We start from the raw sequence: 25,859 nt of genomic DNA, 5'->3' as shown, positions 1-25,859 counted from the left end.
GCGTTGAGGGTTGTGGTCACGGGAGGAGCAGGCCGGTCGGGAACCGTGATCGCCGCTCATCTGCGGTCCGGCGGCGCCGAGGTTCTCACCGCTGATCTGGTTGCCCCTCGCGGGGGCGACGCGGGTTCGGACATCGGTTCGCACCTCTACGTGGACCTCGGCGACCTCGGAGAGACGGTCGAGCTCCTCAGAGGGGCGGATGCCGTCATCCACCTGGCGGGCGTCTGGGCGCAGGGGGTGCGGACTCCCACCAGCACTTTCCAGATCAACGTGCGGACCACGTTCAACGTGTTCGAGGCGGCCGCAATCGCGGGCGTCAAGCGGGTCGTCTGGGCTTCGACACAGGCCGTGACCGGAAGCCCCTGGGGACCCGACAACCTTCCCGAGTCCCTGCCCATCAACGAGTCCCTCGCCGCGCGGCCCCGAGGGACGTACGCCCTTTCGAAGCACGTCGGCGAGCAGATCGGGCCCTATTTCTCGGAGGTTCGAGGTCTGGAGGTGGTCGGCTTGCGGCTCGCCTGGATGATCCACGAAGGCGGATGGGACGTGGTGCCGGTGTGGCAGGAGAACCCGCTGTCCCGCCGCTTCAACGCCTTCGTCTACGTCGACGTGCGGGACGTGGCGACGGCGTGCGCAGCGGCGATCGAAGCGCCCGTTAGCGGCGCCCATGCCATCAACATCAGCGCCGCCGACACGTGCATGGACATTCCGTCCTCGGAGTTGGCCGACCTGGCCTTCGGGGGCGTCCCGCTCCGGCGACCGCTCAACGGCTACGAGACGCTCGTGTCCATCCGGGCGGCGAAGGAACTCATCGGTTACAGTCCCCGGTTCTCGTGGCGTGATCATCTGCCGTCCGTTACCTAGCGCTCCGGCAGCGGAGTGGCTGTGGAAGGGCGTCGATACCCTCAGGATCCTGGCTCTTCCGTGAGCAGGCGGCCCAATATCGTCGTGATCCTGGCGGACGATCTCGGGTTTTCCGACCTCGGCTGCTACGGATCGGAGGTATCCACACCGGCGATCGACTCGCTTGCTCTGGGTGGGTTGCGCTTCACCCAGATGTACAACTCGGCCCGCTGCTGCCCGTCGCGGGCAGCACTGCTGACCGGTTTGCATCCGCATCAGGCCGGCATCGGCCACATGACCTACACGATGTCGGACACCAACCCCGCCTACCAGGGTTTCCTGAACGACTCCTCCGTCACGATCGCCGAGGCGCTGCAGTCCGCCGGCTACCGCACCCTGATGTCGGGCAAGTGGCATGTGGCGCGCCAGCGGAACATGGCCGAGCGGGAACGGTGGCCCGACGACCGGCCCGGCTTCCCCCTTCCGAGGGAGCGGGGGTTCGACGATTTCTTCGGGACGATCGGAGGAGCCGGCTCGTATTACAAGCCCACCTACCTGATGCGCAACGAGGACCTACTCGACCAGACCGAACCCGACTGGTACTACACGGATCAGATAACCGACCACGGGGTGCGCATGGCCACCGAGGCCATGGATGATGAGGTGCCGTTTTTCCTCTACCTGTCGTACACGGCTCCTCATTGGCCGCTCCATGCGATGGAGGAGGACATCGCCCGCTACGAGAACCACTACCGGGGCGGGTGGGACACGATCCGAACCGCGCGCCACGAGGAACTCAAAGCGCAAGGCCTCGTCGACCCCCGCTGGCCGATCAGTCCCCGCGATCCGACGGCCTTCCCGTGGGAGGAGTCCACCTATCCGGAGTGGGAGGCCTACCGGATGGCGATCTACGCCGCCCAGATCGACCGCATGGATCAAGGTGTGGCGAAGTTGCTGGCGGTCCTGCGAGAGCGGGACCAGCTGGACAACACCGTCATCATCTTCCTGTCCGACAACGGCGGGGCGGCGGAGTTCCTGGCCGAGGATGGCCCTCTCCGGCCCGGCTGGATAGCAGACACGACCCCTGACGGGCGGCCGATGCACTTCGGCAACACGCCGGACCTCGTCCCGGGCGGGCCGGAGACATTCCAGAGCTACGACATCTGCTGGGCGAATGCCTCCAACACACCGTTCCGCCGTTTCAAGGGGTGGGTGCACGAGGGAGGCATCTCCACCCCGCTCATCGTGCACTGGCCGGACGGTATCCCCGCGCCCGGCGTGGTCCGTACCCCGGCCCACCTCGTGGACATCATGCCGACATGTCTCGAGGTGGCCGGCGCCGCGTACCCGGCCCGCTACCGCGGTCACGACATCACGCCCGCCGAGGGCCACAGCCTGGCGCCCGCGTTCCGCGATCCGGGATGGGAACGTCCGGGTTCCCTGTTCTTCGAGCACGAGGGGTACCGAGCGATCAGGCAGGGCCCATGGAAGCTGGTGAGCGGGGAGGAAGAGCGCTGGGAGTTGTACCAGATCGATGAGGATCGCACCGAGAGCACCGACCTCGCCGGTCGGGAAGGCAAGCGGGTCGGGCGGATGGCCGGGGAGTGGAACGACTGGGCCGTCCGGGTGGGTGTGAACTTCGACCTGCGTGCGGATCTGCAGCAACTGTTCGCTATGGAACGCCGCGGCGTCGAGCAGGGACGAGCCAGGCTGCGGCGGGCGTGAGTCGACTGTGCGGGTAGGCGCCTCCATCTTCTTCACGGCGGACTCGATCCAGCCCGCCGAACTCGGCGTCGAACTCGAGGCCCACGGCTTCGAGTCCTTGTGGCTGCCCGAGCACTCCCACATGCCGCTGGCCCAGCAGCAGGAACTCGGCGACCGCCGGCTACCGGAGAAGTACGAGATCGTCTATGACGCGTTCACCTCCCTCGCCGCGGTCGCCTCCACCACCTCCCGGATCCTGCTCGGCACCGGGATAACCCTCCTCGGCATCCGCGACCCGATCTGGACGGCCAAGGCCACGGCCACCCTCGACCGCCTCTCGGCTGGCCGGCTCCTGTTCGGAATCGGCTACGGATGGCTCCGGCGGGAGTACGAGAGCCACGGAATTCCCTTCGACCGGCGGCGGGCGATCACCAGGGAGAAGCTCCGGGTGGTCAGGGCGCTGTGGACCAGCGAGACGACTGCATTTGCCGGGGACCACATCCAGCTGTCGCCCAGCCGCCAGGGGCCGAAACCGGTCCGGGAACCCCATCCGCCGGTTCACATCGGAGCTGCGCTGGGTCCCGGGACGATGGCCGACCTGGCATCGCTGGCTGACGGGTGGATTCCCCTGGGGATGTACCGGGTGACAGCCGCCGAGATCGCCGAGGTCCAGGCCGCGGCGGCAGCCAACGGTCGGGGACCCCTGGAGATCAGCGTCTACCTCGACTACACGCAGGCTCACCGGATCGACGAGATGGCGGAGGCCGGGTGCGATCGGGTGGTCGTCTGCCTCCCCAGCGCCCCACGGACCGAAGTGCTGCACCATGTGGAGCAGATCGCCGAGTCCTGGATCGGCCCCTAGCCGGAGCCCATGGTCGCTAGCTAGCGGCTCCGGCCCAGCCTCCATCTGCGCGCCCAGGACAGGGCCACGCTCGATGCCACCGCCATCACGGCTGCCAGGGAGTTGAACAGGATGTCCTCCAGATCGAACACGCGGGTGGGGAGGAAGGCCTGGATTACTTCGTCGATGGCGCCGACGGCCGCCGCGGCGACCACGGCGATCAGGGCGGGCACCGGAACGCGGCGATTGCCGCTCGCCCGTTCCTTCAGGGCCTCGTGGAAAAGGACGGCCACCACGCCGTACTCGATGAGATGGGTGCGCTCCTCGGGGAGCGCCATGCGAACGAGCACCATGTAATACGCAGTGGCGACGCCCAGCGCGATGCCGATCTCCAGGCCGCCGGGCCGCCTCCTCAGCCCCACGACCAGTACGGTTCCACCGACGAGGAGCATGCCGAGGCCGAAAGCGGCTACCAGCAGGCCCTCCTCTCGCAGGATGCCGGCCAGGGTTCGCGCCAGGCCGAGAGTCGAGTAGATCGCCACCACGACCGCCGCGGTCCAGGCCCAGAGCCGCCGCTCCCGGTCGGAGGTGAAAAGTGACCCGGCGGATTCCTTACCGGATCCCATCGCTCCGCCCCATCGAAGGCGACGGCCGCCCCGAGCCGTCGGCCAGTTCCGTCAGAGCGGGACCGATCTGCGAGGGGGTGTCAAGGGCCAGGGCGCCCGCGGCCTCCAGTGCCCTCCGTTTGGATGCGTAGGAGCCCCGGTCTCCCAGGAAAATCGCCCCGGCGTGTCCCATCCTCCGGTCCGGTGGAGCGGCGCGCCCGGCGATGAAGGCCACGACCGGCTTGCTCATCTGAAGCAGGTAGGCGGCGGCATCCTCCTCCATGTCGCCACCGATCTCACCGATCAGGACCACCGCTTCGGTGCGCCGATCCTGCTCCAGGACTTCCAGCGCGGCGCGGGTGCGGGTTCCGAGCACCGGATCGCCGCCGATCCCGATGAAGGCGGACTGACCGTGCCCGGCCCGGATGATGTTCAGGCAGGCCAGGGTGCCGAGACTGCCGCTGCGCGAGACCACCCCGATGCGGCCCGGGCGGAAGATCGAAGGGTCGAAGGCCGGCATGAAGCCGACGGAGCTCTCGCCCGGTGTCACGAGGCCGGCCGTGTTGGGGCCCACCACTTCCGTTCCGGCCTCCCGGGCGGCCGCGATCACGTGCATCGCGTCCCGGACCGGGACGTGCTCGGTGAGGATCACCAGCTTGGGCACGCCTGCGGCCACGGCATCGAGCGCCGCCGGCTTGACGCTCAGAGGGGGAACGAACAGAACCGAGACGTCCGGCGGAGCGCCCTCCGCCGCTTCCCGTACGCTCCCGAACACGGGGACGCCGCAGTGGGTGATGCCCGCCTTGCGAGGACTGACGCCGCCGATGATCCGGGTGCCGTACTCCTGCATCCGGGCGGTCCAGTAGGTGGCCTGGCGGCCGGTGATGCCCTGAACGAGCACCCGCTCGTGGCCCCGGACGATCATGCCGTTTCCCGCCCGCCGGCGCGAAGGGCGGCGGCGATCGCCCCGTCCATGGTCGGGTACGGTTCGAGACCCAGCCGCTCCCTGAGCATCCTCCTGGCCGCCGCGGCACCGGTACCGTCGATGGTGAAGAAGGCGGGAACATCCGGCTGCAGCTCGGTCCACGCGCCGGTCAGCCCGTCGACCATCACATCGGTCCGGGCGAAGGCTCCGCAGAAGTTGACCACCAGTGAGCGCAGTCCGCGCTGCGCGAGCACGATTTCCAGCGCGGGGCGCGCCTTCGTGTAGGCGTCGCCGCCTATCTCCAGGAAGTTGGCGGGCCGGCCCCCCAGATGGACGATCACGTCCATGGTGGTCATCGTGAGACCGGCGCCGTTGGCGAGCACGCCCACCTCCCCGCCGAGCTCGACGAACTGGAGGCCGAGATCGCGGGCGGCCCGCTCCAGCTCGGTCAGCGGCTCCGGCGCGGCAGTTGCGGCGAGCGATGGCCGGCGGGCGGCGGCCGCGCCATCCACCACGAGCTTGCAGTCCAGCGCCAGCACGTCGCCTGCCTCCGTGACGGTGAGCGGATTGATCTCCAGGAGTTCGGCGTCGGAGTCCCTATGCAAGCGGTCCATCCGGACGAGGGCATCGGCAACGGCGGGAGCGGCCGTGCCCACTCCCGTCCCCGCCACGAACTGCCGCGCCGCCTCAGGGCCCAACTCTGTTCTCGGGTCGATGTCGAGCGTCCGGATCGAGCGGGGATCGGTACGTGCTGTTTCCTCGATGTCCACCCCGCCCCGCCCGGAGAGCACCACCCGCCGCGCCGGTCCTGCGGGATGGTTGAGGACCGCGGCGTAGAGTTCCCCGGCAACCGTTACCCGCTCCTCGACCAGGACTTCACCGACCCGGTGGCGACCGAAGCGTTTCCCCAGGAGCTCCCCGGCAATGGCATGCACCTCGGTCGGGTTCCGGGCGGGCTTGACGGCCCCCGACTTACCCCGACCCCCCACCGGTACCTGCGCCTTGACCATCACAGGCCCGAGGCGGGCGGCGGCCCGGGCGGCGCCGTCCGGCGAATCGGCGACGATTCCCGCAGGAACCGGTATGCCGGCGTCCTCCAGCAAGGCCTTGGCTGCGTACTCGGGGATGTTCATGCTGGGTGGATCCTATGCTGCTACGGCGTCCCAACCCCGATGGCCCGGCAACCGTTGGCCGGACGATCTGGCATGATGTCAAACATGGCGCACCGAGATTCCACCGAGCCGGGCGCGGTGACGGTCGCCGCTCTGACCGACACGGGCCCGCGGAAGGCGAACGAGGACCGCATGTTCACGGCGGTGTCCGATGATGGCTCATGGGTGATCGCGGTGGCAGACGGGCTCGGGGGTCATGCCCGCGGAGACGAGGCGGCACAGGCGGCCGTCGACGGCCTACCGGAGCGGATCGGCAGCGGGGCGGACATGGCGACGGCGTTTGCCGAGGCCAACGAGCGGGTGCTCGGGCTATCCCGGGTGTTGCGGGAGGAGAACCCATGGGTCGTGCCCGCCAGGATCCCGATGAGCACGCTGTGCGTGGCGGCATGGACGCCCGAGGGTGGTCTGTTGATCGGGTGGATGGGCGACACGATGCCGTTCGTGGTGCGGCGCGGACAGGACGGCTACACGGGATCCTGCTGCGGTCGTCCCCATCGAGGTCCGTTCGGGGGCATCGAGGTTTGCCTGGGCTGGCCACCCGAGGACGAAGGCCACGGCGCCGGACTGGTCGAGGTGGAGATGGTCGACGGGCTCGAGGACTCCGAGTTGCCCGATGTTGTGATAATCGCCAGCGACGGCGCCTGGGAGCCGCTTGCCATCGACTACGGCGGCGCGGAGTGGCTCTGGGACGACTCACCGGCCGGAATCGGATCGGCCTGTGATCCTGGCGCCGACGAAGCCTCCGGAGTCGCCGAGAGTGTCCTCACCAAGGCCCTCGGCCTCGGCCTCAACGACAACGCCACCATCGCGGTCGCGTACCGGCGTCGGCCGCCCGACCGGTGAAGCCGGGCGCATGACCGATCGAACGGAGACCCTTGGCGCCGAGGAGCGGGCGGGCGCGATCGTGGCCGCGGTGGTGGACAGGGCGCGGTCGGCGATGGAGAAGCTTGTCGACTCAGACCAGGACCGGGCGGACGAGTTGGTGACCGCCCTGGCCTGGTCGCTCTACAAGCCCGAGCACGCCCGGGAGCTGGCGGAACTGGCGGTCCGGACCACCGGCCTCGGGAACGTTGCGGACAAGGTCACCAAAAACCGCCGCAAGACCTTCGGCACCCTTAGGGACCTGAGCCGCGCCAGGACGGTGGGGCTGATCGAGGAGGATCCCGCCCGGGGCCTGATGATCTACGCTAAGCCGGTCGGGGTCGTGGCCGCGGTCACGCCCTCCACCAACCCCGCCGCCACCCCCGTCAACAAGGCGATGATGGCCGTCAAGGGCCGCAACGCGGTCATCATCGCGCCCTCGCCGCTCGCCTACGCGACCACGTCCCGGGCGGTGGAGCTCATGCGGGTGGCGCTGGAGGGCGTGGACGCACCGCCCGATCTGGTCCAGATCCTGCCGGAACCGGTCACCCGCCGCTCTACCACCGCATTGATGGAGGCCTGCGATCTGTCGGTGGTCACCGGGTCGCAGAACAACGTGCGCGGCGCCTACCGGAGCGGAAAGCCGGCGATCGGGGTGGGCGCCGGCAATGTTCCCGTGGTCATCGACAGTACGGCCGACCTCGGGCAGGCCGCCGCGGGCATCCTGGCCTCCAAGACCTTCGACAACGCCACCTCGTGCTCCTCGGAGAACTCGCTGGTGATCCTCGATGACGTATACGACCGGGCGCTGGATGCCCTCCGCGACGCCGGGGCTTACGTGGTCGATGCGCAGGAGAAGCGTGCGATCCGGGACGCTCTGTGGGTGGACGGGAGGCTGAACCGGGAGATGATCGCGCAGGACGCCGATGTCCTGGCACGCCGCGCCGGGCTGGGCGGGCAGGCCGGCGCGGCCCGGCTGTTCCTGGTCGAGGACGAGCTACCGGCGCGGCCCGGTTCCTTCGCCGACGAGAAGCTCTCGCTGGTGCTCACCGTCTACCGGGCCGGAGGAATCCGGGAGGCGATCGAGACGGTCCGGGCCGTTCTCGAGGTCAGGGGACGCGGCCACTCCTGCGGCATCTACACGGACTCGATGGAGAACGCCCGCCTTCTCGCCACCGAGTTGGACGTGGTCCGGGTGCTCGTCAACCAGGCCCACGCCATCGGCAACGGAGGCAGCTTCACCAACGGGCTTCCGTTCACCCTGACGATGGGCTGCGGCACCTGGGCCGGGAACAGCATCAGCGAGAACCTGAACTACCGCCACTTCATCAACCTGACCCACCTGTCGACGACCATCCCGGAGGACCTGCCCACCGAGGAGGCCCTGTTCGGCGACCACTGGCGGCAATACGGAGATTGAGCAACGCCGGCTTCTGAGCCTCCGGGACGGACCGCCGGCTGTCCGGGTCAGACAGCGACCGCGATGCCTCGTTGGCGGGAAGGATCGCTATTAGAACACGCGCCGGTAGCCGGTACAGGTGTCTTCCAGAGACGGAGGGCGCGCAATCCCTCGCTCTATCCAGCCGGGGGTAGTCGTTCTTGGTCTCGTCGGAGAGTTCATCGAGGCGGAGGTCGTAGTGCCTATTCGGTTGTCCGCTGTACCCCACCCCCCTGAGACCAGGCCAGGCGTTGGTAGCCGGCAGGTCTGATGAAGGGCGACGTCGAATTAACGGCCCACCCTTTCAGATCTGGCGTATCTTCGACTCCGCGCTCAGCCGGATAGCCGGTCTTGCTAGGCGGCGGGGTCGACCAGGCGGCCGACGAATAGGACAGCGCCGGTGTTGTGGTGGACGATGGCCCAGAGGAAGGGGCGGTCGGCGACGACGGTGAGATCCGCGTCGGGTGGTGCGGACTCTTGGAAGGCCATGGCGGTGGCTGCTGCCGCTTCGGTGCCTTTCTCGTCGACGATGACCTTGGCGCCGTGGAGCGCAGCGGTGATGAAGATGCCGGGGGCGATGCCGTCGAAGGGCGCTCCGGCGCAGAACCCCAGCGGGCAGAGCCATTCGAACAGGTCGGTGGGGGGCAGGGTCTGTTCCCACTTGGGAATGGTGAGGTCGACATAGCCCACTCTGGCGGCCTCCTGCAGTGCGGCCAGTGTCCCGGCGTCGAGCGATTCCTCGACTGCTGGGAGTCCGGTGGGGTCGTGGGGGACGATGAGCCACATGGCCAGCTCGCCGCCTTTGTAAGGAAGTTCGACGGCATCCGCGTCCTCGAGTCGAACGAAGCGGCGATGGACCGGTTCCCTGTCGTGCATGAACGGCACCATCACCGGCCGGTTGCCGTCGGTGGTGAATTGGCCTTCGGCGGTCAACTCCGGCAGGAACGGCTCGACCCAGTCGGCCTTCAGGTACACCGTGTTGGCGAGGATCAACTGCTGGTCTCGGACGACACTTTCGGTGACGATTGTGGGAATGAGACCGCGGGTGCGCTCCGAAACCCATCGGTTGATGGTATCTGCCGCGGCGGGTGCGTCGGTGGTGTCGATCGGCTGGATAGCCGCTCCGTATTGTGAAGAGGCTATGTCGAGAAAATCGGGCAGGGCCGAGAATCCGTCGTCGGGGAACAGCCGGGTGGCGACCTCCACGGTGGTGGTCTCCGCCGATGCTCCGGCCAGTGCCAGATCGACGGCGTTGGCGGCAGCGTGGAGATCGATCTCCGGGAATCCGAAGATCTCATCGAGCACCGCCCCGGAGTCGGCCGACGCCCCGGCGCGGCTGAGGCTGAAAGCGATACCGATACTCACCGGGCTGGAAACCGCATTGCCCCCAAGATGCCGATGAAAGTCCCACCCGGCTGCGTTGACACCGGCGACCCAATCACCGGCCGGGGCTCCAGGATCAACCGGCGCCCGATCAGCTACCGGCTCCGGAACCACCACAGCCGTGTCCGGCGAACCGCATGCTGATGCGACAACACACAGCAAGACCACAAACCCCAGCACTCTTGCCATAACAACCTCCGTCGCCCTTCTCATGGCAATTGGACGCTACAGGGGGCGCTCCGGGTTCCCGAGGTCAAGTCGCGACCACCCTGTAGCCTCCCGCGACGCGATGTGGAGTGGCTCGAGTCCTCGCACACGGCCGTGTAGAACTCGTCGCCGACGGCCGGCTTTCCGATGGATCAACTTGATCAGATCATCCTTGACCAAGATCGCCGGACAAGCTTCTCGCCTATCATGAGCATGACCGTCCGCGTAGGGGCAACGCGGGATTACTTGACCGGATGGGCAACATTTGGTGGATAACAAGGATCGGGGAGGGTCGATGGAGGCTGGCGAGCGCGAGAACCGGAACGTACGTTACGAACCGGACGAGATTCCGCCTCCTCTCGTAACGGCCGGGGCCGGGCTGCAGGCCGCCACGATAATCGTCGCGCCGGTCGTCCTGACGGTCGTCATCGTGGCCAGGGTGGCCGAGCAGCCGGAGAGCTACATCTCCTGGGCCGTGTTCGCGGCGCTGATCGTCAGCGGTGTGACCACCGTGCTACAGGCCGTGAAGGTGGGCCGCATAGGCGCCGGATACGTCCTCATCATGGGAACCTCGGGGGCCTTCATCGCGGTATGCGTCGCAGCGCTGGTCGAGGGCGGCCCGTCCACGATGGCCAGCCTCATAGTGGTCTCGTCGCTCTTCCAGTTCTTGATGGCAGCCCGGCTCTCGCTGCTGCGTCGCATATTCACTCCGGTGGTCTCGGGAACCGTGATCATGCTCATCGCAGCCACGGTGATGCCGGTGGTGTTCGATTCGCTGACGGATGTTCCCGAGGGAATGTCGTCGGCCGCGGCGCCGGCGGCTGCCCTGGCGACCCTCGCCACGGTCGCAGGCCTCGTGTTGCGGGCCCCGTCGGCATTGCGGCTGTGGTCGCCGGTCATCGGCATCGCGGTGGGTTGCGGAGTGGCAGCCCCGTTCGGGCTGTATGACGTGGGACCCGTGCTGGAGGCGCCCTGGCTGGGCTTGCCCACGGGCGCGTGGCCGGGACTGGAGCTGACTCCCGGCCCCGAGTTCTGGGCATTGCTGCCTGCCTTCGTGGTCGTCACCCTCGTCGGGGCGATAGAAACGCTGGGTGACGGCGTGGCGATCCAGAGGGTTTCCCGGCGCCGCCGCCACGCGACCGACTTCCGAGTGGTGCAGGGAGCACTGAACGCCGACGGCACGGGCAACCTGCTCTCGGGCCTGGCGGGGACCCTTCCCAACACGACCTATTCGTCCAGTATCTCGCTGGCCGAGGTCACGGGTATCGGGGCGCGGCGCGTGGGTGCTGTGATCGGCATCATCTTCATGGTGGTGGCCTTCCTGCCCAAGGGGGCGGCCCTCCTCATCGGCATCCCAGGGCCGGTGGCGGCCTCGTACATCGCCGTCCTCCTCGGTCTGCTGTTCATCCAGGGCGTGAAGATCGTCCTCCAGGATGGGATCGACCATCGCAAGGCCGTTATTGCGGGACTGGCGTTCTGGATCGGCGTGGGCTTCCAGAACCAGGCCATCTACCCGGATCTGCTGGGAGACGGGTTCCTGGGAGTGCTGCTCGGGAACGGCATGACCTCGGGAGCGATCGTCGCCATCCTCATGACGTCCTTCCTGGAGTTGACCGGCCCCCGGCGCATGCGATTGGAGGTCGGACTCGATTCCGAAACGCTGCCGAAGCTCGCAGACTTCCTGCGCGGGTTCGGTTCCAGGGCCGGGTGGGACTCCGACTCGGCGGAGAGGCTGGTTCTGGTCGGTGAGGAGACCCTGGCCAGCCTGGAATCGGAGCCGGTCCGGGCCGAGGATGAGCGTCGCCTGGTCGTGACCGCCCGGTCTCGTGCGGAGGGAGCGGAGCTGGAGTTCGTGTGCGCGTCGGATAGGGAGAACCTTGAGGACCGCCTGTCCTACCTGGGCGAAGCACACACGAGATTGCGGATTCCCGGGAGATCTCGTTCCGCCTGCTGGAGCACTACTCCTCGTCGGTACGCCACCAGAAGTACCACGGCGTGGATGTCGTCACGGTGACGGTGGACGCGCCGCGTGCATGACAGTAGTACCAGACGCTAATAGCGCCAAGTGCTATTATAGTGTTCGGTGATTCGGAACTACCGGGACAGGGACACACAAGCGGTTGCCGAACGGCGCCGCGTTCGCAGGGTGCCTGAGGACATCCAGCGGCGAGTGCAGAGGAAACTGATGATCCTCAACAACGCCACGAGCGTCGCCGACCTACGGGTACCGCCGGGGAACCGGCTCGAGGCCTTGTCGGGAGATCGGGACGGGCAGTACAGCATCCGCATCAACGACCAGTGGCGGATCTGTTTCGTCTGGGCAGAAGGCAACGCCTACCGGGTCGAGATAGTGGACTACCACTGAGTGGAGGGCCGATGACTACCGAAACGAAGCTACCCCCTATCCATCCGGGAGAAGTGCTCAACGAGGAGTTCCTCGTGCCCATGAACATCACCCAGTACCGGCTGGCGAAGTCCATAGGGGTGGACGCGAGGCGGATTCACTCCATCGTCCATTGCGAGCGGTCCATCACCGCAGAGACAGCTCTGCTGCTGGCGCGCTTCTTCGGTAATTCCCCCGCCTTCTGGATGGGATTGCAGAGTCAGTACGATCTCGAGGTAACCCAAGACCGCCTTGCGGCACGCCTCGACATGATCGCCGTTCACATGCCTGCTCCGGAGGGGCCGTCCAGCGTCGCTTCGTAATGCGAACCGCCTGCTAGAGGCAGTACCGGACGTGGCTAGACGGCTGGGAGCGGTTGCCGGTGGCCGGGCGGTGCCTCGCGGTGGCGTCAGACGACGGCGAGGGGGGCTATCGCATCCACATCGGTCACGACATCGATGACGGCCGGGCGGCCGGCCGCCAGACCGCATTCCAGGGCGGGGCCGATCTCAGAGGGCTTCTCCACCCGGATGCCCATCGCTCCCATCCCCTCGGCGAGTCGGGCGAAGTCCACGTCCGCGAAGGTCCACAGGCGACGGCCCTCCGGGGTCTGCTTCCCGCCGTAGGCCCGGTCGAACCCGCGGGCGGACTGGTTGCCCGAGGAGTTGTTGTTGACCACCGTCACGGTGTTGATGCCCCAGCGGACGGCGGTCTCGACCTCGGCCATGTGGTACCAGAACCCGGCGTCGCCGGTGAAGCAGACCACGGGCCGGTCCGGGTCGGCGCACTTGGCGCCCAGCGCGGCGGGGAACGCCCAGCCGAGATGTCCGGCGCTGCGGAGGTAGCGCTGGTCGGGTGTCCGGGTGTCGAACATGCCGCCCATCCACATCCCGGCGTGGCCGGTGTCGACCACTACGCACGCGTTGTCGGGCACGAGAGCGGTCAAGTCGGCGCAGATCCGCTCCGGGCGGATGGGCATCCCGTCCGACTCCAGATGCCCCAGGTGCTGCTCTCGCCAGACAGCGACCTCGCGGCGTGCTGAATCCAGCCACACGTCGCGGCCGGGGCTCCGCGGGCCGGCCTGTTCCAGGAGGGCGGTGAGGGTCGCATGGGCGTCGGCCGGGATCGCAACCCGTAGCGGGTAGTTACGACCCAGCATTTCCGGGTCGATGTCGATCTGGATTGCGGGGGTTGTCGGGGGCGGAACCCGCCAGAAGTGGGTGGTCATGCTCCCGGTACTCGACCCCACGAAGCACACCAGGTCCGCCTGGTTGACGAGCCGGTTGGCGGCGCTCCGCGAGTAGGTGCCCACGACGCCTACGCACAGCGGGTGCTTGCCGGGAATCGTGTCCTTCCCGTTGAGGGAGGTCGCCACCGGGATGGAGAGCCGTTCCGCAACCGCCACCAGTTCGCCCGAGGCCCCAGAGGCTCGCACACCCCCGCCCGCCACCAGCACCGGCCGCTCGGCGCGGTCGAGCAGATCCAGAGCGGCTGCCACGTCATGCGGGTCGGGGAGGGGACGCTCCGGCGGCACCGTGGCGAATCGAGTGTCGACGGAGGGATCGAGATCTCCCTCATCGAGATCGATCTGGCCCTCGTTGCCGAGGAACTGGAGGTGCACCGGCCCGGGTCGGCCGGACACAGCGGTTCGGAAGGTCCGGCGAACCAGATCGGAAACCCGCTCCACATCGTCGACCACGGCGCTGAACTTGGTGACGTTGACGAAGGCGGGCAGATCGTCCACCTCCTGGTACACGCCCTTCCCGGCTGCGTCCGGGGTGCGGCCCCCGGTGAAAGCGATGACGGGAGAGTTGGCCAGATGGGCGTCGCGGAGGCCGGCGGCCAGATTCAGCGCTCCCACCGCCTGGGCCATGCACACCCCGGGCCGGCCCGCCATCCTGGCGTACCCGTCGGCCATGTAGGCGGCCGACTTTTCGCCGTGGGTGTGGATGCGCCGCACCCCGAACCGCTCGAGTTCCGCAAGCGTTCTCCGGAGGACGGCTGGGACCATGAAGACATGCGTCACCCCGTACCCGTAGAGCATCTCCGCCAGAGCACGAGCACCGGTCATCACCCCGAGCACGTTAACGGTCAGTGCCTCGAACCGCCTCACGAGCCCTACGGATCAGGGCGCGACCGCCCTGATCGTCGGATGGAACTACATCTATGTCAAACCGAAGATTTCCAAGATGCTACAATATCAAAGCCGTGAGTTTCAAAAATGTACCCAAAACTAAAGGCAACGTTTTCAAAAACGTAGAGCATCAACGTGGCGGGCCCTGATGGCGCTGAAACCGGGACTCATACAGCAGACCCTGTCCGAGGGTAACGCTTGGTGGCGTGATCCGATGGGGTGGTCCGGCAGAGATCATGACCTCCGAGGAGCCCGGGAAGCGCCATACGAACACTCTTCGAACGCTCTCTCCAGTCTTGCTCCGGGTGGGCTGTACGTGCTGCGTGGTCCGCGGCGGGTCGGTAAATCGGTAGAGATCAAGCAATCAATCGAAGGTTTGATCGCTGCCGGGGAGGATCCTCGCCGCATCGTTCACATGTCGGTGGACGGATGGGCGGCAGATGATCTGGTCAGGCTCGTCCGCGGCACCCGCTCACTGTTTCCAGCCCACGCTCGCCGGTATTGGTTCATCGACGAGATCACCACTATCACGGACGGATGGCCACACCGGATCAAGTGGCTCCGCGACAACGATCCGTGGTTTCACGACGACACCGTCGTTCTCACCGGGTCGTCCTCCGCCGATCTGTCCGATTCCATCGGCATCCTGGCCGGACGCAGAGGAGGGATCACAGACGCCGATCGGATCCTGCTCCCTATGGGGTTCCGAACATTCGTGGAGCTGACGCGGGGCGCGGAGGCACCAGCTTCTCCCATCCGGTTGCAGATCGGCGACCTGACCCACGCCCGGCTCACTGAAGCCGCCTACTCACTCGTCCCCTGGTTGAACGTCCTGGTTGATGCCTGGGATACCTATCTCTGGGTGGGCGGATTTCACCCGGCGGTTACGGCCTACATGGCCTCGGGCCAGGAGGATCGGGCCTTCGAGCACGACCTGTTCGAGATCGTTGACCGGGACGCCCTGAAGCGGGCATCATGGTCGCGGACCGAAACTGCCGCATTCCTAGAGAGAATGACGAAGAGCCTGTCGTCACTCATCAATCAGTCTTCGACGGCAGGTGACCTCGGCGTGGCACCGCCCACCGTGAAGAGCCGGATAGGTGACCTGTGTGCGGCCTTCGTCCTGTGGCCATGCCATCGAGAGAACCGTCTTCGTCCGAAGTTGCGTTCGCAGAAGAAGTTCTATTTCACGGACCCGGTCTACACCCGGCTAGCACCGGGCTCAGAGCCTGACTATTCGGTTCTGTCCGAACAGCAGTTGGGCATGGCTCTGCTCCGGAACATCGAAGCCGGATCTCCTGGAAGTTACGTGGACGCCGACCGGGTTCTGTACCACCGCACGCCGTCGAGGACCGAGATCGACTTCGTCGGCCCGGACTTCGGAGGCGTGGCTATAGAGTCCAAGTACGTGGACGGCCGGTGGCGCGCTCCTGCCAGAACGATACAGGCGTCCCGATGGCGGGGGATCGTAGCCACGCGCACGGTACTGGATCTGGAGTTGCCGGAACTCATGGCTGTCCCTACATCGATGCTCGCCTGGCTCCTTGATACCTGACCAGGGGAATCTGAGGCCGACGAGACGAGCGTCCCTTCGATGCCGGCAGCCCTCGGGATCCGTAGAACGGGCACTTGGATAGGATCGGCCATTCGCCGGACCACTTCGCAGAGGGCTACATGATGTCTTGGGATCCATCACGCCCTCTTGCTGGTGGCAGGGGTACCGCCCGCGCCCCTCGGCTGAGCATCCGGACCGCCGCCGTGGCGCTGGCGTTGGTCGCGGCGGCGTGCTCTTCGCCGGATAGCGCGCCCGGCAGAGATGCAGGCGAGACTACGACCGCGACTCCGCCTTCCGCAGCCGTGACGCCGGCTACCGGCACCGTCGCCGCAGGAGTGACGACAACCACCACCTCCGCGATGAGCGTGACCACGACCAGCGATCCCGCCACGACGACCAGCACTTCCCGTGTGGTCGAGACGATGACCACCACCACGGCCGGTGGCGCGGTGGATGTGGTGTACGACGCCGGTGCCGACGACGGCACGGATGAGGGCGCAGCGATGCCAGAGGACCACGTCCTGTGGACCGACTGCGAGGTTGACGGACTCGAGTGCGGTGTGGTGACGGTGCCGCTCGACTATCGCGACCCTGCCGCGGGAGTGTTGGACCTGGCTATCGCCGTGCACCGCGCCCCCGATCCGGACCGGCGCATCGGCTACCTGGTGGTCAATCCCGGAGGACCGGGCGGGAGCGGCGTAGAGATGGTCACGTGGGCGCTGGACGGCCCCGGCGTTGTGTTCACCGCACCGGTGCTCGAGCGGTTCGACATCGTCGGCTTCGATCCCCGAGGCGTAGGGCGCTCGGAGCCGTCCTTCGTATGCGGCGAGCCCGGAGCGCAGCGCGCGCTGCTTTCGCAGGTCGAGCTCCCGTTCGACACCGCCGATGAGTTCGCGGCGGGCGAGGCGGCGGCCCTGCTCTGTGCCGAGTCGATGGGCGCCGCAGCCGGACTCTTGCACAGCGAGTACGTGGCACGCGACATCGACGAGATCCGCAGGGCACTCGGAGCGGAGCAGGTCAGCTACTTCGGCGCGTCATACGGCGCCACGCTCGGCGTGTGGTACGCGACGTTGTTCCCGGCGTCAGTGCGAGCCATGGTGGTGGACGGCGCGGACAATCCGGTCGACGACACCAGCACGGTTGAAGCGCGTGTCGCCAACGTGATCGACGAGATCCGCCAGTTCGAGGTGCTGCTCGGGGAAGCCCTTGACGCGTGCGATCGGCCCGAGTGCCCGATCTACAACGACGGCGACCCGCGCGGGTACTTCAAAGAGAATGTCGGCGCGCTCTACGCGGTGGCCGAGGCCACGGGCGGGAATCCGCTCGCGGGAGCCCTGTCGATCATCACGACGCTGTACAGCCAGCAGAGTTGGCCGTACCTGTGGATCGGCTACGCCCTCCTGGTGGAGGACGGCGATCCGTCCCTCCTCGCTGAACTCGCGCTCTTCCAGCTCGGTGACAGCAGCGGCGGGACCACGTTCGTCGAGCACGTCAACTGCCTCGACTCATGGATGTTGGACCCGCAACTGGATCGCCACGTGCGGCTGTCCGACGAGAGGGCGATGGAGGAGGCAGTGCACCGGGAGCTGCCGCTGCTCGCCCACCTCGAGTTAGCGGCGCCGGGCACGTGCCCGTTCTACGACCTGTTGGATCGGAGTTCGTTCGGAGGCACGCTCGACGGCAGCGATGTGCCCATCGTCGTCATCGGCAACCCGCGGGATCCGGCAACGCCGTTCAGCGAGTCACAGGAGCTGGTGGAGGAGACGCTGTCGAACGGCTACCTGGTCCGGGCCGAGCACCACGCGCACGTGGTGTATCCCAGCAACGAATGCGCCAACGAGATCATCCACCGGGCCTTGATCGACCTCGTTCTTCCCGAGGAACGCACCACGATCTGCTGAGCGGCCGGACCCGGAAGGAGCCGGGCTGTGTGGGCGGTCAGGCGCATATCGGTTGGCGTGCGTTGGCCTCCCACCTGGCGTTCAGGCGCATGGGCGTCACGCCGTCGGCGATACGGTCCCGGGCGTCCCACCACAGGTTCGCCCACTCGTCTGGGTCGGTCACCGCCTGTTCGGGGTGGGCCCGGCTGCGGGCGACGAACCCGGGGAAGACGGAACGGCCGGTGGGTTGGCCGATCGGCTGGTAGCGGAGGTCGAAGCTCCACCGTATGTCCTGGCTGTGGTTGTCCAGGGAACCGTGCTCGGTCAGCTTGTGCAGCAGGACGGCGCCCCCGGCCGGCACCTCCATGGGGATGACCCGGCCGTCGTCGATGATCGACTCGGGAATGTAGATCTCGGCGGGGAAGATCTTGCCCGGACAGTGAAGGGTCATCTCCTCGCGATGGCTGTTGCGCTCCACGATCAGGCACCCGTTCTCGAGGGTGGCATCCGTCACGGCGAGCCAGACGGTCAGCATGTCGGTGCCGTCGGCTTCGGCGTCTATGACGGCGGAGTCCTGGTGCCACAGGGTGGCGGCGATGTTGGCGTCGAGGGCCGTATCCGGCAGATGGCGGACGGGCGGTTTGATCCGGGTGTGCTGCACCGGGTTGGAGTAGATCTCGGGCCCGATCACCGACTCCACGATGTCGAGCAGGCGCTGGCTGGTGATCAGGCGGAACACCTCCGGCCCGGCGTTCATGGTGTGACCGTGGTCGAGGTCCTCGAGCAGCGGGAGGGAGATGTCGAGATGCTGGTAGAGGTCGTACATGTCATCGAGCTGCTGCATCGCCTCGATGTAGCACTCGGAGAAGGTGGTCCCGGCAAGCGGGCGCAGTTTTCCTTGAAGGGCCAGGTCGGCCGAGACCCGATCGACGATCTTCCGGTACTCAGCCTCGATCGCGGCCAGATCCTCACCGGTGAGTACATCCTCGACGATCAGGTATCCGTCGTCGCGGAACCGTTCCAGTTGCTCCACCGTGAGCCCGGCCATCTCTCACCTCCTACGTGCCGGTAGGGCGCGACTCTATATCCGCTCGCGCCCGAAGTGGGGCCCATTTCGATAAGGAATTAAGGGAAGCCGGGCTTAAATGTTGCCCGCACATCGATCTCCCGTCCGGCATCACCAGGTACACGTCCCGCCGAACGGAATGGAGCCGCTCGGGAGTGTGCGAGCAGCTCGGGCGGGTACTCTTCAGGAGCCGGGACGGGTAAGGCAGCCCCTTGGCGCCGTCAAGCCGGGTCACAGGAGAACCACGGCGTCTCGGCTGCGTACGGAGGAGGAAAGAAGATGGTCCGGATGACCGCTAGCGAGGCCTTTGTCGAGACCCTCGCCGCCCAGGGAGTGACCGACGTGTTCGGCATCGTCGGGTCGGCTTTCATGGAGGCCCTGGACATCTTCGAGCCGGCCGGGATCAGGTTCTGGCCCGTGGCCCACGAGCAGAACGCCGCGCACATGGCCGACGGCTACAGCCGGGTCTCGAACCGTCACGGGGTCTGCATCGGCCAGAACGGTCCGGGCATCACCAACTTCGTCACAGCCATCGCGGCCGCATTCTGGGCCCATTCGCCCGTGGTCGCCATAACTCCCCAGGCCGGCTCCATGGGGGAGGGCCTGGGAGGCTTCCAGGAGACGGACCAGATGCCGATCTTCTCGAAGATCACCAAATACCAGGTGGAGGTCAAGCGCTTCGAGCGGATCGCGGAGCTCACCCACCGGTCCTTCACGCTGGCGATGGCGGAGCGGGGTCCGGTGCAGATCAACATCCCACGCGACTTCTTCTACGGGGAAGCCGACTTCGACATCAGAGAACCCCTGGTGATAGAGCGCTCCTCGGGCGGGTCGGCAGGCCTGGCCGCGGCCACGCAGTTGCTGGCCGAGGCCCGTTTCCCGGTGCTGATGGTGGGAGGGGGCGTGGTGATGGGCGGCGGGCAGTCCGAAGCCGTAGCCCTGGCCGAGTTGCTCGGCGCGCCCGTGATCTGCTCGTACCTTCATAATGACGCCTTCCCGGCCGGCCACGAGCTGGCTTGCGGGCCGATCGGCTACCAGGGCTCCAAGGCGGCGATGCGCCTCGTGGCCCAGGCCGACGTGATCCTGGCGCTGGGTACCCGGTTGGGACCCTTCGGCACGCTGCCCCAGTACGGCATCGAGTACTGGCCGGAGGATGCCCGGATCATCCAGGTCGATGCCGACCACCGGATGCTCGGTCTGGTAAAGCCGGCGGAGGTGGCGATCAATGGCGACGCCGGAGCCGTGGCCGCCGAGTTGGTGAGGAGGCTGGAGGGCTTGGATCCGGCGTGCGCGGCCACCCGCGACGACCGGATGGCCCGGGTACGGGCGGAGAAGGAAGCCTGGCGGCGTGAGTTGGATTCCATCTCGTCCTCGCAGGAGGTTCCCATGGCGCCCCGCACCGCCCTGCGGGAGCTGGAGCTGGCGATGCCGGCGAACTCGATGGTCACCACCGACATCGGGAACATCTGCTCGGTGGCCAACTCCTACCTGAGTTTCGACCGGCCCAACAGCATGTTCGCGGCGATGATGTTCGGGAACTGCGGCTACGCCTTCCCCACCGCTATGGGGGCGAAGGTGGCCGCGCCGGAACGCCCCGCCATTGCCTATGTGGGGGATGGCGCCTGGGGGATGAGCCTGGCGGAGGTCATGACATGCGTGCGGGAGAACATCCCGGTGGTGGCCTGCGTGTTCAACAACGGGCAGTGGGGCGCCGAGAAGCGCAACCAGATCGACTTCTACGACGACCGCTACGTGGCGACGATGCTCGAGAACCCGAGCTTCGCAGGCATCGCCCGCGCCATGGGCGCCGAGGGCGTGGTTGTCGAGAAGCCGGCCGAGGTCGGCGACGCCCTCCGGGCGGCTGTCGAGTCAGAGCGGCCCACCGTGCTCGAGATCCAGGTGAGCCGGGAGCTGGGCGAGCCCTTCCGCCGGGACGCCTTGCAGAAACCGGTCCGGCTGCTGGAGAAATACGCGAAGTACAGCAGCGAGTAGACCGACCGCGTGCCTAAGCAAATCCGGGCGGCATCGGACTGCCAGCGGGACGGGCCGATCTCAGAACCCGCTGCAGACCATCTCGCCGCCGCTTACGCCGAGATGGGGGCAGACGAAGCCCGGGAGTCCGCGGCCCTGCCGTGGTCGGAGGCACTGGTCGGCGATGTTGCCGATACACCGCGGTGATATCCGGGGAGTGCCGTTCGATCCTGCATGTGGAGACGAGGCCCGCAGGACGCACCCGGCGGTCGTGGTCAGCAACGAAGCGGCCAGCCGGGCGCCGAATCGTGTCCAACCAGACCTTTAGCTGCGGTCTAGGTCGATAGGACTCACGAGTTCCCCCAGGGCGGCCGGTGGGAGCAGGGCCCGCGTCAGGCAGTCCCGTGGCTCGGGCCATTACGCTTGGGGCAGATGCGACGGCCTCCTATTCGCATACTGGACGTAGGCGGAACTCCTGCCGAGATGGGCTACGTCCATGGCAGTAGCTACGCGGCGGAGATCCGGGAGTATACCGAGGAGCGGATCGGACTGGTGATGTCCGGTCTCTGGACGGGGGCGCCGGTGTCCAGGGGGATGGTTCTCGAACTGGCGGAGGCTTGCCTCGAAGCCCATGAGCGGCAGTCGGCCGTCCTGTACGAAGAGATGGATGCCATGTCCGCCGGTGCCGGGATCAGCATGGCGGAGGCGGTGGTAGTGGGTGGATTCACCGACTTCGTGGACACGGTGCGGGCACACCTCTGGGACCGGGCCACGGCTCCTCAACGGGTGGAGGACGACTGCACGGCCTTCATCGTTCCGGACAACCGAGCCGGAGGCGCCGGGTTCTTCGGCCAGACCTGGGACATGCATGCCTCGGCCACCGACCACGTCATCCTGATGCGGACCAGACCCGACGAGGGGCCGCGGGCGCTGATCTTCAGCACCGTGGGATGCCTCGGACAGATCGGGATGAACGAACGCGGCGTGTGCGTGGGAATCACCAACCTGGCTGCCTCCGACGGGAAGGTCGGGGTCACGTGGCCGACCGTTGTCCGCCACGCTTTGCTCGCCGAGACCGCGACCGAAGCCGGAGGCGTCATCCTGGACGCGGATCTGGCGGGAGGTCACAACTACCTGGTCTTCGACGCGGACGGGGTCGGATTCAACATCGAAGCCATGCCCAGCGTCCGGCCTGTAACCACCCTGTCCTCCGCGCCGCTGACCTATACCAACCACACCACCCACGAAGCCACCCGGGCTGTCGAGATCGAGAGGCCGTCCGAGCTGCAGGACAGCTCCCACCGGCGGCGGTCGGTCGCCATCGACCACCTCGACCGGTCCGCCATCACGGAGGAAGACCTGATGGACCTCACCCGCCATGGGGTGTGCCAGGTGCCGGCACCTCCCTATCACGTGGAGACTTCGGGGGCTACCGTCATGCGACCCAGGACCAGGGACTTCTGGGCCGTTTGGGGCCTTCCCAGCATGAACGACTACGCAAGGATCGAGTTCCTCTGACCACGGAAAGGGCCGGCATGCCATCAGCGGTTCCAGCCGTCGGGCTCGATAGCATCACCAAGCGCTTCGGTGACGTCATCGCCGTGGACAGCGTGGACCTCGAGATCGCCGACGGCGAGTTCTTCGCCCTGCTCGGCCCTTCCGGATGCGGGAAGACCACCACGCTGCGCCTGATCGCCGGGCTCGAGTTCCCCACCACCGGCAGCCTGCGGATCTTCGGCGATGAGGTCGGCACCCTTCCTCCCAACCGGCGTCCTGTCAATACCGTCTTCCAGAACTACGCCCTCTTCCCCCACATGACTGCCGAGGAGAACGTGGCGTTCGGACTGCGGATGCGCAAGACACCCAAATCCGAGATCGCCCCTCGTGTCCGCGACGCCATCGCCCTTGTCCACATGGAAGGGATGGAGCAGCGCCGCCCCGACCAGCTGTCGGGCGGCCAGCAGCAGCGGGTCGCGCTGGCCAGGGCGCTGGTGAACAGCCCCAAGGTCCTGCTCCTCGACGAGCCCTTGGGAGCGCTCGACCTCAAGCTTCGGGAGGCCATGCAGCTCGAACTGAAGGCACTCCAGCGGGAGGTGGGGATCACCTTCGTCTTCGTCACCCATGACCAGGGGGAGGCACTGGCCATGAGCGACCGGATCGGGGTGATGGACGGGGGACGGCTTCTCCAGGTCGGTCCGCCCGAGCAGATCTATGCCCGCCCGGCCAACCGCTTCGTGGCGGACTTCATCGGGCATGCCAACCTGCTGGACGGGATGGTGACGGGACCGGATCAGGTCACGCTCACCAACGGCATCACCATCGCCGCCCCCTCGGACATCCAGCCGGGAGGGCGGGTGGCCGTCAGCCTGCGTCCCGAGCAGGCCTTCCTCCACAGCCTGGGCGATGCGCCCGAGCACCACACCTCCGTGGACGGCCGGGTGGAGCAGGTCACCTACCTGGGCAACGCCCTGATCTACCGGGTGTCCTTCCAGTGGATGCATATCGACGTACGGGCGGAGAACCGGGCCGGCAGGGCCGCGGTCAGCGCGGGCGACGAGGTAACCGTGTCCTGGGAACCCTCCTCGGTAGCGGTCGTACAGGACTAGCGGGTGACCCTGACCGCAGCCCCGCCGCCTTCCAACGGCCCGGGACCGGGAGGCGCCGGCTCGGCATTGCTGGAGGTCACGCCGGAGTTCGAACGGGCGGCGGCGCGAGCCGACTCCCGGCGGGGGTTCCTGCTGTCGCTCCCCGCCTACGTCTACCTCGTGCTGTTCTTCGCCATCCCGTTCGGGATAGTGGTGGTCTACTCGCTGGCCACCCGGAACACGATCGGCGGGACCGATCTGGCCGGATGGAACCTCGACTCCTACCGCCGCCTGGCCGAGCCGATCGTTCGCGACATCCTGTTCCGGTCGGTTTGGATCGCTGTGCTCACCACCCTCATCTGCCTGGTGGTGGCCTACCCCTTCTCCTATTTCATTGCCACCCGAACGCCCACGATTCGCAACATCCTGCTGGTGTTCGTGATGATCCCGTTCTGGACCAACTTCCTGGTGCGCAACTACGCCTGGCGGGTGATCCTCGGGTCGGACGGCCCGTTCGCCGCCGTCACCGAGGCGCTCGGTGTGGGCCGGCAGGAGATCCTCTTCACCCACTCGGCGGTGATCCTGGGCCTGGTGTACGGGTACCTGCCCTTCATGGTCCTGCCGCTCTACGCAGCCATCGAGCGGATCGACGGGAGCCTCATCGAGGCGGGCCGGGACCTGTACGCCTCCGGGGCCCAGACCTTCCGGAGGGTGCTGCTGCCGCTGTCGATGCCCGGGGTGCTGGCCGGCTCGATCCTGGTGTTCGTCCCCAGCCTGGGCGCCTACGTCACCCCCCAGATCCTGGGAGGCGGCAAATCAACCATGCTGGGGTCCTACATCGTGGTGCAGTTCCTGACGGCGCGTAACTGGCCCCTGGGAGCATCCCTGTCCTTCGTGCTGATGACCGTGATGCTGACTGCCACATTGATCTACTTCCGGGCGGGAGGGCGGAACCTGTGATCCGGGGGAGGCAGCCATGAAGGGCGTCACGGCCCGGCCCGGCAGCGCCACCGCGTGGGCATTGTCGGGCACGGCCTGGCTGGTGTACGCCTTCTTCTACGCCCCGATCGTCCTGCTGGTGATCTTCTCGTTCAGCGACGACCGCAACGTGGGGCGGTGGGGTGGCTTCACCCTGTCCTGGTACGAGCAGTTCATCGACCATTCCCAGCTCCAGAACAGCCTGTGGGTGTCCATCCGGGTGGCCCTGCTGTCGACCGTGATCTCGGTGGTGCTGGGGACGCTGGCAGCGCTGGCCCTGGAGCGGTTCCGGTTCCGGGGGAAGCGGGTGTTCGACGCCCTCCTGTACCTTCCGATCATCATCCCCGACGTCACCATGGCGGTGATGATGCTGCTGTTCTTCTCCGAAGGGATCCGCATTGCCGAGATGCTGTTCGGCCTCGACCTCACCAAGGGTTTCACCACCATCACCATCAGCCACATCGCCTTCAACATCAGCTTCGTGTCGGTGGTGGTGAGGGCCCGGCTGTCGGGCATGAACGAGCAGCTGGAGGAGGCCGCCCTCGACCTCTACGCCGACCGGTGGCGCAGCTTCCGCTACGTCACGCTGCCGCAGATCGCGCCCGGTATCGCTGGTGGTGCGCTCCTCGCCCTCACCCTATCGCTCGACGATGTGGTGGTCACACAGTTCGCCTCCGGCCCGGGTTCCACCACCCTGCCGGTATTCGTGTTCGGCATGATCCGCCGCGGCGTCACCCCGCTCATCAACGCCGTCTCCGTCATCATGCTGGCCGCGTCGATCGTGCTGGTGATCCTGTCGATCGTCACCCAACGCCTCCGCACGGGAGAGACCGGCCGGACCTTGGGGGACCGCCTGCGAAGACGGTCCGATTCATCCCTGATGGGGTAGGGCCCCGAGACGCTCGCAAGACCGCGAAACCGGAGCGCCCGCGAGACGGCACCCCCCGTCGGGCCCTCCCCCGCCACCACCTTCCTTGGCTTGGGCGTGTTCGGCCATGCCCGGACTGGGGCCGGGTTGGCGAAGGGCGCCCCTTGGAGCCTGTATGTTCCCTGCGGGCCGGCCGATCCGATCGGGTTCGTGCCATCGGCCGGTGTAGGTGCTTGGCGATAGGCAACGTATAGGAAGCCTGTGACAGATTCGACCCTTGACCTATCCTCATCGAGTTGTCACCATCACCGTGGTGGCAGGAGCCGTGTGGCGGAGGGTCAAGAGGCTGTCTCGCCGCTGCGTCGCCCGTCCTGGCAGGACTCCACGAGACATTGAAGGAACGGTGCCAGGACCGTAGAACCACCGGATCCGCCCGACCTACGCGGCGGAGCGTCTATAC

The 25,859-nt window shown here is 67.1% G+C and carries 24 protein-coding genes; 17 read left to right on the top strand and 7 right to left on the bottom strand.

Annotation, left to right across the window (positions count from 1 at the left end; all coding sequences use genetic code 11):
* Window positions 1-12 precede the first annotated feature (12 nt).
* The 3 genes from ACOQPD_RS09990 to ACOQPD_RS09980 are packed head-to-tail and all read left to right on the top strand — an operon-like array spanning window position 13 to window position 3,409.
* Window positions 13-864 (top strand): NAD-dependent epimerase/dehydratase family protein, encoded by an 852-nt coding sequence (locus tag ACOQPD_RS09990; RefSeq protein WP_420614382.1) that lies wholly within the window; start codon window positions 13-15, stop codon window positions 862-864.
* Between the two features lie 60 nt (window positions 865-924).
* Window positions 925-2,568, top strand: coding sequence for an arylsulfatase (locus tag ACOQPD_RS09985; protein WP_420611811.1), 1,644 nt, complete (start codon window positions 925-927; stop codon window positions 2,566-2,568).
* A 7-nt stretch (window positions 2,569-2,575) separates the two neighbouring features.
* Entirely contained in the window at window positions 2,576-3,409 is an 834-nt protein-coding gene (locus ACOQPD_RS09980) for a TIGR03619 family F420-dependent LLM class oxidoreductase (protein WP_420611810.1), read from the top strand.
* 20 nt (window positions 3,410-3,429) lie between these two features.
* Here the strand turns inward: ACOQPD_RS09980 and ACOQPD_RS09975 are convergent, their stop codons facing one another.
* Genes ACOQPD_RS09975 through ACOQPD_RS09965 form a run of 3 tightly spaced genes read right to left on the bottom strand, consistent with a single transcriptional unit; the run spans window position 3,430 to window position 6,051 of the window.
* On the bottom strand, window positions 3,430-4,014 hold the full coding sequence (locus ACOQPD_RS09975) for a VanZ family protein (RefSeq protein ID WP_420611809.1): 585 nt from the start codon (window positions 4,012-4,014) through the stop codon (window positions 3,430-3,432).
* Window positions 4,001-4,918 carry a succinate--CoA ligase subunit alpha gene (locus ACOQPD_RS09970; protein ID WP_420611808.1) on the bottom strand — a complete coding sequence of 306 codons (918 nt, stop codon included), beginning with the start codon at window positions 4,916-4,918 and terminating at the stop codon, window positions 4,001-4,003. Before ACOQPD_RS09970 ends, ACOQPD_RS09975 begins: the two co-directional genes overlap by 14 nt.
* Window positions 4,915-6,051, bottom strand: coding sequence for an ATP-grasp domain-containing protein (locus ACOQPD_RS09965; protein WP_420611807.1), 1,137 nt, complete (start codon window positions 6,049-6,051; stop codon window positions 4,915-4,917). Before ACOQPD_RS09965 ends, ACOQPD_RS09970 begins: the two co-directional genes overlap by 4 nt.
* A gap of 84 nt (window positions 6,052-6,135) precedes the next feature.
* On the opposite strand from ACOQPD_RS09965, the gene ACOQPD_RS09960 reads away from it, so the two are divergent.
* Window positions 6,136-6,933: a PP2C family protein-serine/threonine phosphatase gene (locus ACOQPD_RS09960; RefSeq protein ID WP_420611806.1), complete on the top strand. Its 798-nt coding sequence runs from the start codon at window positions 6,136-6,138 to the stop codon at window positions 6,931-6,933.
* A 10-nt stretch (window positions 6,934-6,943) separates the two neighbouring features.
* Window positions 6,944-8,371 (top strand): acylating sulfoacetaldehyde dehydrogenase, encoded by a 1,428-nt coding sequence (gene sauS / locus ACOQPD_RS09955; protein ID WP_420611805.1) that lies wholly within the window; start codon window positions 6,944-6,946, stop codon window positions 8,369-8,371.
* A gap of 372 nt (window positions 8,372-8,743) precedes the next feature.
* On the opposite strand, the gene ACOQPD_RS09950 is transcribed toward sauS, so the two are convergent.
* The gene (locus ACOQPD_RS09950; protein ID WP_420611804.1) at window positions 8,744-9,961 is read right to left on the bottom strand and encodes a serpin family protein; all 1,218 of its coding nucleotides are present in this window, start codon (window positions 9,959-9,961) and stop codon (window positions 8,744-8,746) included.
* Window positions 9,962-10,247: 286 nt separating this feature from the next.
* On the opposite strand from ACOQPD_RS09950, the gene ACOQPD_RS09945 reads away from it, so the two are divergent.
* From ACOQPD_RS09945 to ACOQPD_RS09935, 3 genes are all read left to right on the top strand, one after another.
* The gene (locus tag ACOQPD_RS09945; RefSeq protein WP_420611803.1) at window positions 10,248-11,993 is read left to right on the top strand and encodes a uracil-xanthine permease family protein; all 1,746 of its coding nucleotides are present in this window, start codon (window positions 10,248-10,250) and stop codon (window positions 11,991-11,993) included.
* 69 nt (window positions 11,994-12,062) lie between these two features.
* A complete protein-coding gene (locus tag ACOQPD_RS09940) occupies window positions 12,063-12,344 on the top strand; it encodes a type II toxin-antitoxin system RelE/ParE family toxin (protein WP_420611802.1) in 282 nt (93 codons plus the stop codon).
* A gap of 11 nt (window positions 12,345-12,355) precedes the next feature.
* Window positions 12,356-12,685 (top strand): HigA family addiction module antitoxin, encoded by a 330-nt coding sequence (locus ACOQPD_RS09935; protein ID WP_420611801.1) that lies wholly within the window; start codon window positions 12,356-12,358, stop codon window positions 12,683-12,685.
* Window positions 12,686-12,771: 86 nt separating this feature from the next.
* Here ACOQPD_RS09935 and ACOQPD_RS09930 read toward each other — a convergent pair whose 3' ends face one another.
* Window positions 12,772-14,475 (bottom strand): thiamine pyrophosphate-binding protein, encoded by a 1,704-nt coding sequence (locus tag ACOQPD_RS09930; protein ID WP_420611800.1) that lies wholly within the window; start codon window positions 14,473-14,475, stop codon window positions 12,772-12,774.
* A 169-nt stretch (window positions 14,476-14,644) separates the two neighbouring features.
* Between ACOQPD_RS09930 and ACOQPD_RS09925 the strand changes: the two genes are divergently transcribed.
* On the top strand, window positions 14,645-16,051 hold the full coding sequence (locus tag ACOQPD_RS09925) for an ATP-binding protein (RefSeq protein ID WP_420611799.1): 1,407 nt from the start codon (window positions 14,645-14,647) through the stop codon (window positions 16,049-16,051).
* Window positions 16,052-16,166: 115 nt separating this feature from the next.
* Here the strand turns inward: ACOQPD_RS09925 and ACOQPD_RS09920 are convergent, their stop codons facing one another.
* Window positions 16,167-16,487 (bottom strand): hypothetical protein, encoded by a 321-nt coding sequence (locus ACOQPD_RS09920; RefSeq protein ID WP_420611798.1) that lies wholly within the window; start codon window positions 16,485-16,487, stop codon window positions 16,167-16,169.
* On the opposite strand from ACOQPD_RS09920, the gene ACOQPD_RS09915 reads away from it, so the two are divergent.
* Window positions 16,474-17,952: an alpha/beta fold hydrolase gene (locus ACOQPD_RS09915; protein WP_420611797.1), complete on the top strand. Its 1,479-nt coding sequence runs from the start codon at window positions 16,474-16,476 to the stop codon at window positions 17,950-17,952. The two genes, ACOQPD_RS09920 and ACOQPD_RS09915, sit on opposite strands and share 14 nt — an antisense overlap.
* 37 nt (window positions 17,953-17,989) lie before the next feature.
* Here the strand turns inward: ACOQPD_RS09915 and ACOQPD_RS09910 are convergent, their stop codons facing one another.
* The gene (locus ACOQPD_RS09910) at window positions 17,990-18,979 is read right to left on the bottom strand and encodes a phytanoyl-CoA dioxygenase family protein (protein WP_420611796.1); all 990 of its coding nucleotides are present in this window, start codon (window positions 18,977-18,979) and stop codon (window positions 17,990-17,992) included.
* A gap of 297 nt (window positions 18,980-19,276) precedes the next feature.
* Here ACOQPD_RS09910 and xsc point away from each other — a divergent pair, with 297 nt between their 5' ends.
* From xsc to ACOQPD_RS09875, 7 genes are all read left to right on the top strand, one after another.
* Window positions 19,277-20,989 (top strand): sulfoacetaldehyde acetyltransferase, encoded by a 1,713-nt coding sequence (gene xsc, locus ACOQPD_RS09905; RefSeq protein WP_420611795.1) that lies wholly within the window; start codon window positions 19,277-19,279, stop codon window positions 20,987-20,989.
* 9 nt (window positions 20,990-20,998) lie between these two features.
* Entirely contained in the window at window positions 20,999-21,175 is a 177-nt protein-coding gene (locus tag ACOQPD_RS09900) for a hypothetical protein (RefSeq protein ID WP_420614426.1), read from the top strand.
* Window positions 21,153-21,296: a type II toxin-antitoxin system PemK/MazF family toxin gene (locus ACOQPD_RS09895; RefSeq protein ID WP_420611794.1), complete on the top strand. Its 144-nt coding sequence runs from the start codon at window positions 21,153-21,155 to the stop codon at window positions 21,294-21,296. Before ACOQPD_RS09900 ends, ACOQPD_RS09895 begins: the two co-directional genes overlap by 23 nt.
* 104 nt (window positions 21,297-21,400) lie before the next feature.
* Window positions 21,401-22,486 (top strand): C45 family autoproteolytic acyltransferase/hydolase, encoded by a 1,086-nt coding sequence (locus ACOQPD_RS09890; RefSeq protein ID WP_420611793.1) that lies wholly within the window; start codon window positions 21,401-21,403, stop codon window positions 22,484-22,486.
* A 17-nt stretch (window positions 22,487-22,503) separates the two neighbouring features.
* On the top strand, window positions 22,504-23,574 hold the full coding sequence (locus ACOQPD_RS09885; protein ID WP_420611792.1) for an ABC transporter ATP-binding protein: 1,071 nt from the start codon (window positions 22,504-22,506) through the stop codon (window positions 23,572-23,574).
* 3 nt (window positions 23,575-23,577) lie between these two features.
* Window positions 23,578-24,513, top strand: coding sequence for an ABC transporter permease (locus ACOQPD_RS09880; RefSeq protein WP_420611791.1), 936 nt, complete (start codon window positions 23,578-23,580; stop codon window positions 24,511-24,513).
* A 16-nt stretch (window positions 24,514-24,529) separates the two neighbouring features.
* The gene (locus ACOQPD_RS09875) at window positions 24,530-25,420 is read left to right on the top strand and encodes an ABC transporter permease (protein ID WP_420611790.1); all 891 of its coding nucleotides are present in this window, start codon (window positions 24,530-24,532) and stop codon (window positions 25,418-25,420) included.
* The last annotated feature ends 439 nt before the right edge of the window (window positions 25,421-25,859 follow it).

Origin of the sequence: Candidatus Spongiisocius sp., from assembly GCF_965221825.1 — a bacterium.
In the GTDB taxonomy this organism is placed as follows: Bacteria; Actinomycetota; Acidimicrobiia; order Spongiisociales; family Spongiisociaceae; genus Spongiisocius.
Note: the sequence above shows the minus strand (reverse complement) of the source record. Positions and strands in the feature narration are given on the sequence as shown.

Excerpts from the sequence above, each read along its gene's own strand:
- ACOQPD_RS09975 (WP_420611809.1), bottom strand. The coding sequence starts at position 4,014 with ATGGGATCCGGTAAGGAATCCGCCGGGTCACTTTTCACCTCCGACCGG.
- ACOQPD_RS09970 (WP_420611808.1), bottom strand. The coding sequence starts at position 4,918 with ATGATCGTCCGGGGCCACGAGCGGGTGCTCGTTCAGGGCATCACCGGC.
- ACOQPD_RS09965 (WP_420611807.1), bottom strand. The coding sequence starts at position 6,051 with ATGAACATCCCCGAGTACGCAGCCAAGGCCTTGCTGGAGGACGCCGGC.
- ACOQPD_RS09960 (WP_420611806.1), top strand. The coding sequence starts at position 6,136 with ATGGCGCACCGAGATTCCACCGAGCCGGGCGCGGTGACGGTCGCCGCT.
- sauS (WP_420611805.1), top strand. The coding sequence starts at position 6,944 with ATGACCGATCGAACGGAGACCCTTGGCGCCGAGGAGCGGGCGGGCGCG.
- ACOQPD_RS09950 (WP_420611804.1), bottom strand. The coding sequence starts at position 9,961 with ATGGCAAGAGTGCTGGGGTTTGTGGTCTTGCTGTGTGTTGTCGCATCA.
- ACOQPD_RS09935 (WP_420611801.1), top strand. The coding sequence starts at position 12,356 with ATGACTACCGAAACGAAGCTACCCCCTATCCATCCGGGAGAAGTGCTC.
- ACOQPD_RS09925 (WP_420611799.1), top strand. The coding sequence starts at position 14,645 with ATGGCGCTGAAACCGGGACTCATACAGCAGACCCTGTCCGAGGGTAAC.
- ACOQPD_RS09915 (WP_420611797.1), top strand. The coding sequence starts at position 16,474 with ATGACCACCACCACGGCCGGTGGCGCGGTGGATGTGGTGTACGACGCC.
- ACOQPD_RS09910 (WP_420611796.1), bottom strand. The coding sequence starts at position 18,979 with ATGGCCGGGCTCACGGTGGAGCAACTGGAACGGTTCCGCGACGACGGA.
- xsc (WP_420611795.1), top strand. The coding sequence starts at position 19,277 with ATGGTCCGGATGACCGCTAGCGAGGCCTTTGTCGAGACCCTCGCCGCC.
- ACOQPD_RS09895 (WP_420611794.1), top strand. The coding sequence starts at position 21,153 with ATGTTGCCGATACACCGCGGTGATATCCGGGGAGTGCCGTTCGATCCT.
- ACOQPD_RS09890 (WP_420611793.1), top strand. The coding sequence starts at position 21,401 with ATGCGACGGCCTCCTATTCGCATACTGGACGTAGGCGGAACTCCTGCC.
- ACOQPD_RS09885 (WP_420611792.1), top strand. The coding sequence starts at position 22,504 with ATGCCATCAGCGGTTCCAGCCGTCGGGCTCGATAGCATCACCAAGCGC.
- ACOQPD_RS09875 (WP_420611790.1), top strand. The coding sequence starts at position 24,530 with ATGAAGGGCGTCACGGCCCGGCCCGGCAGCGCCACCGCGTGGGCATTG.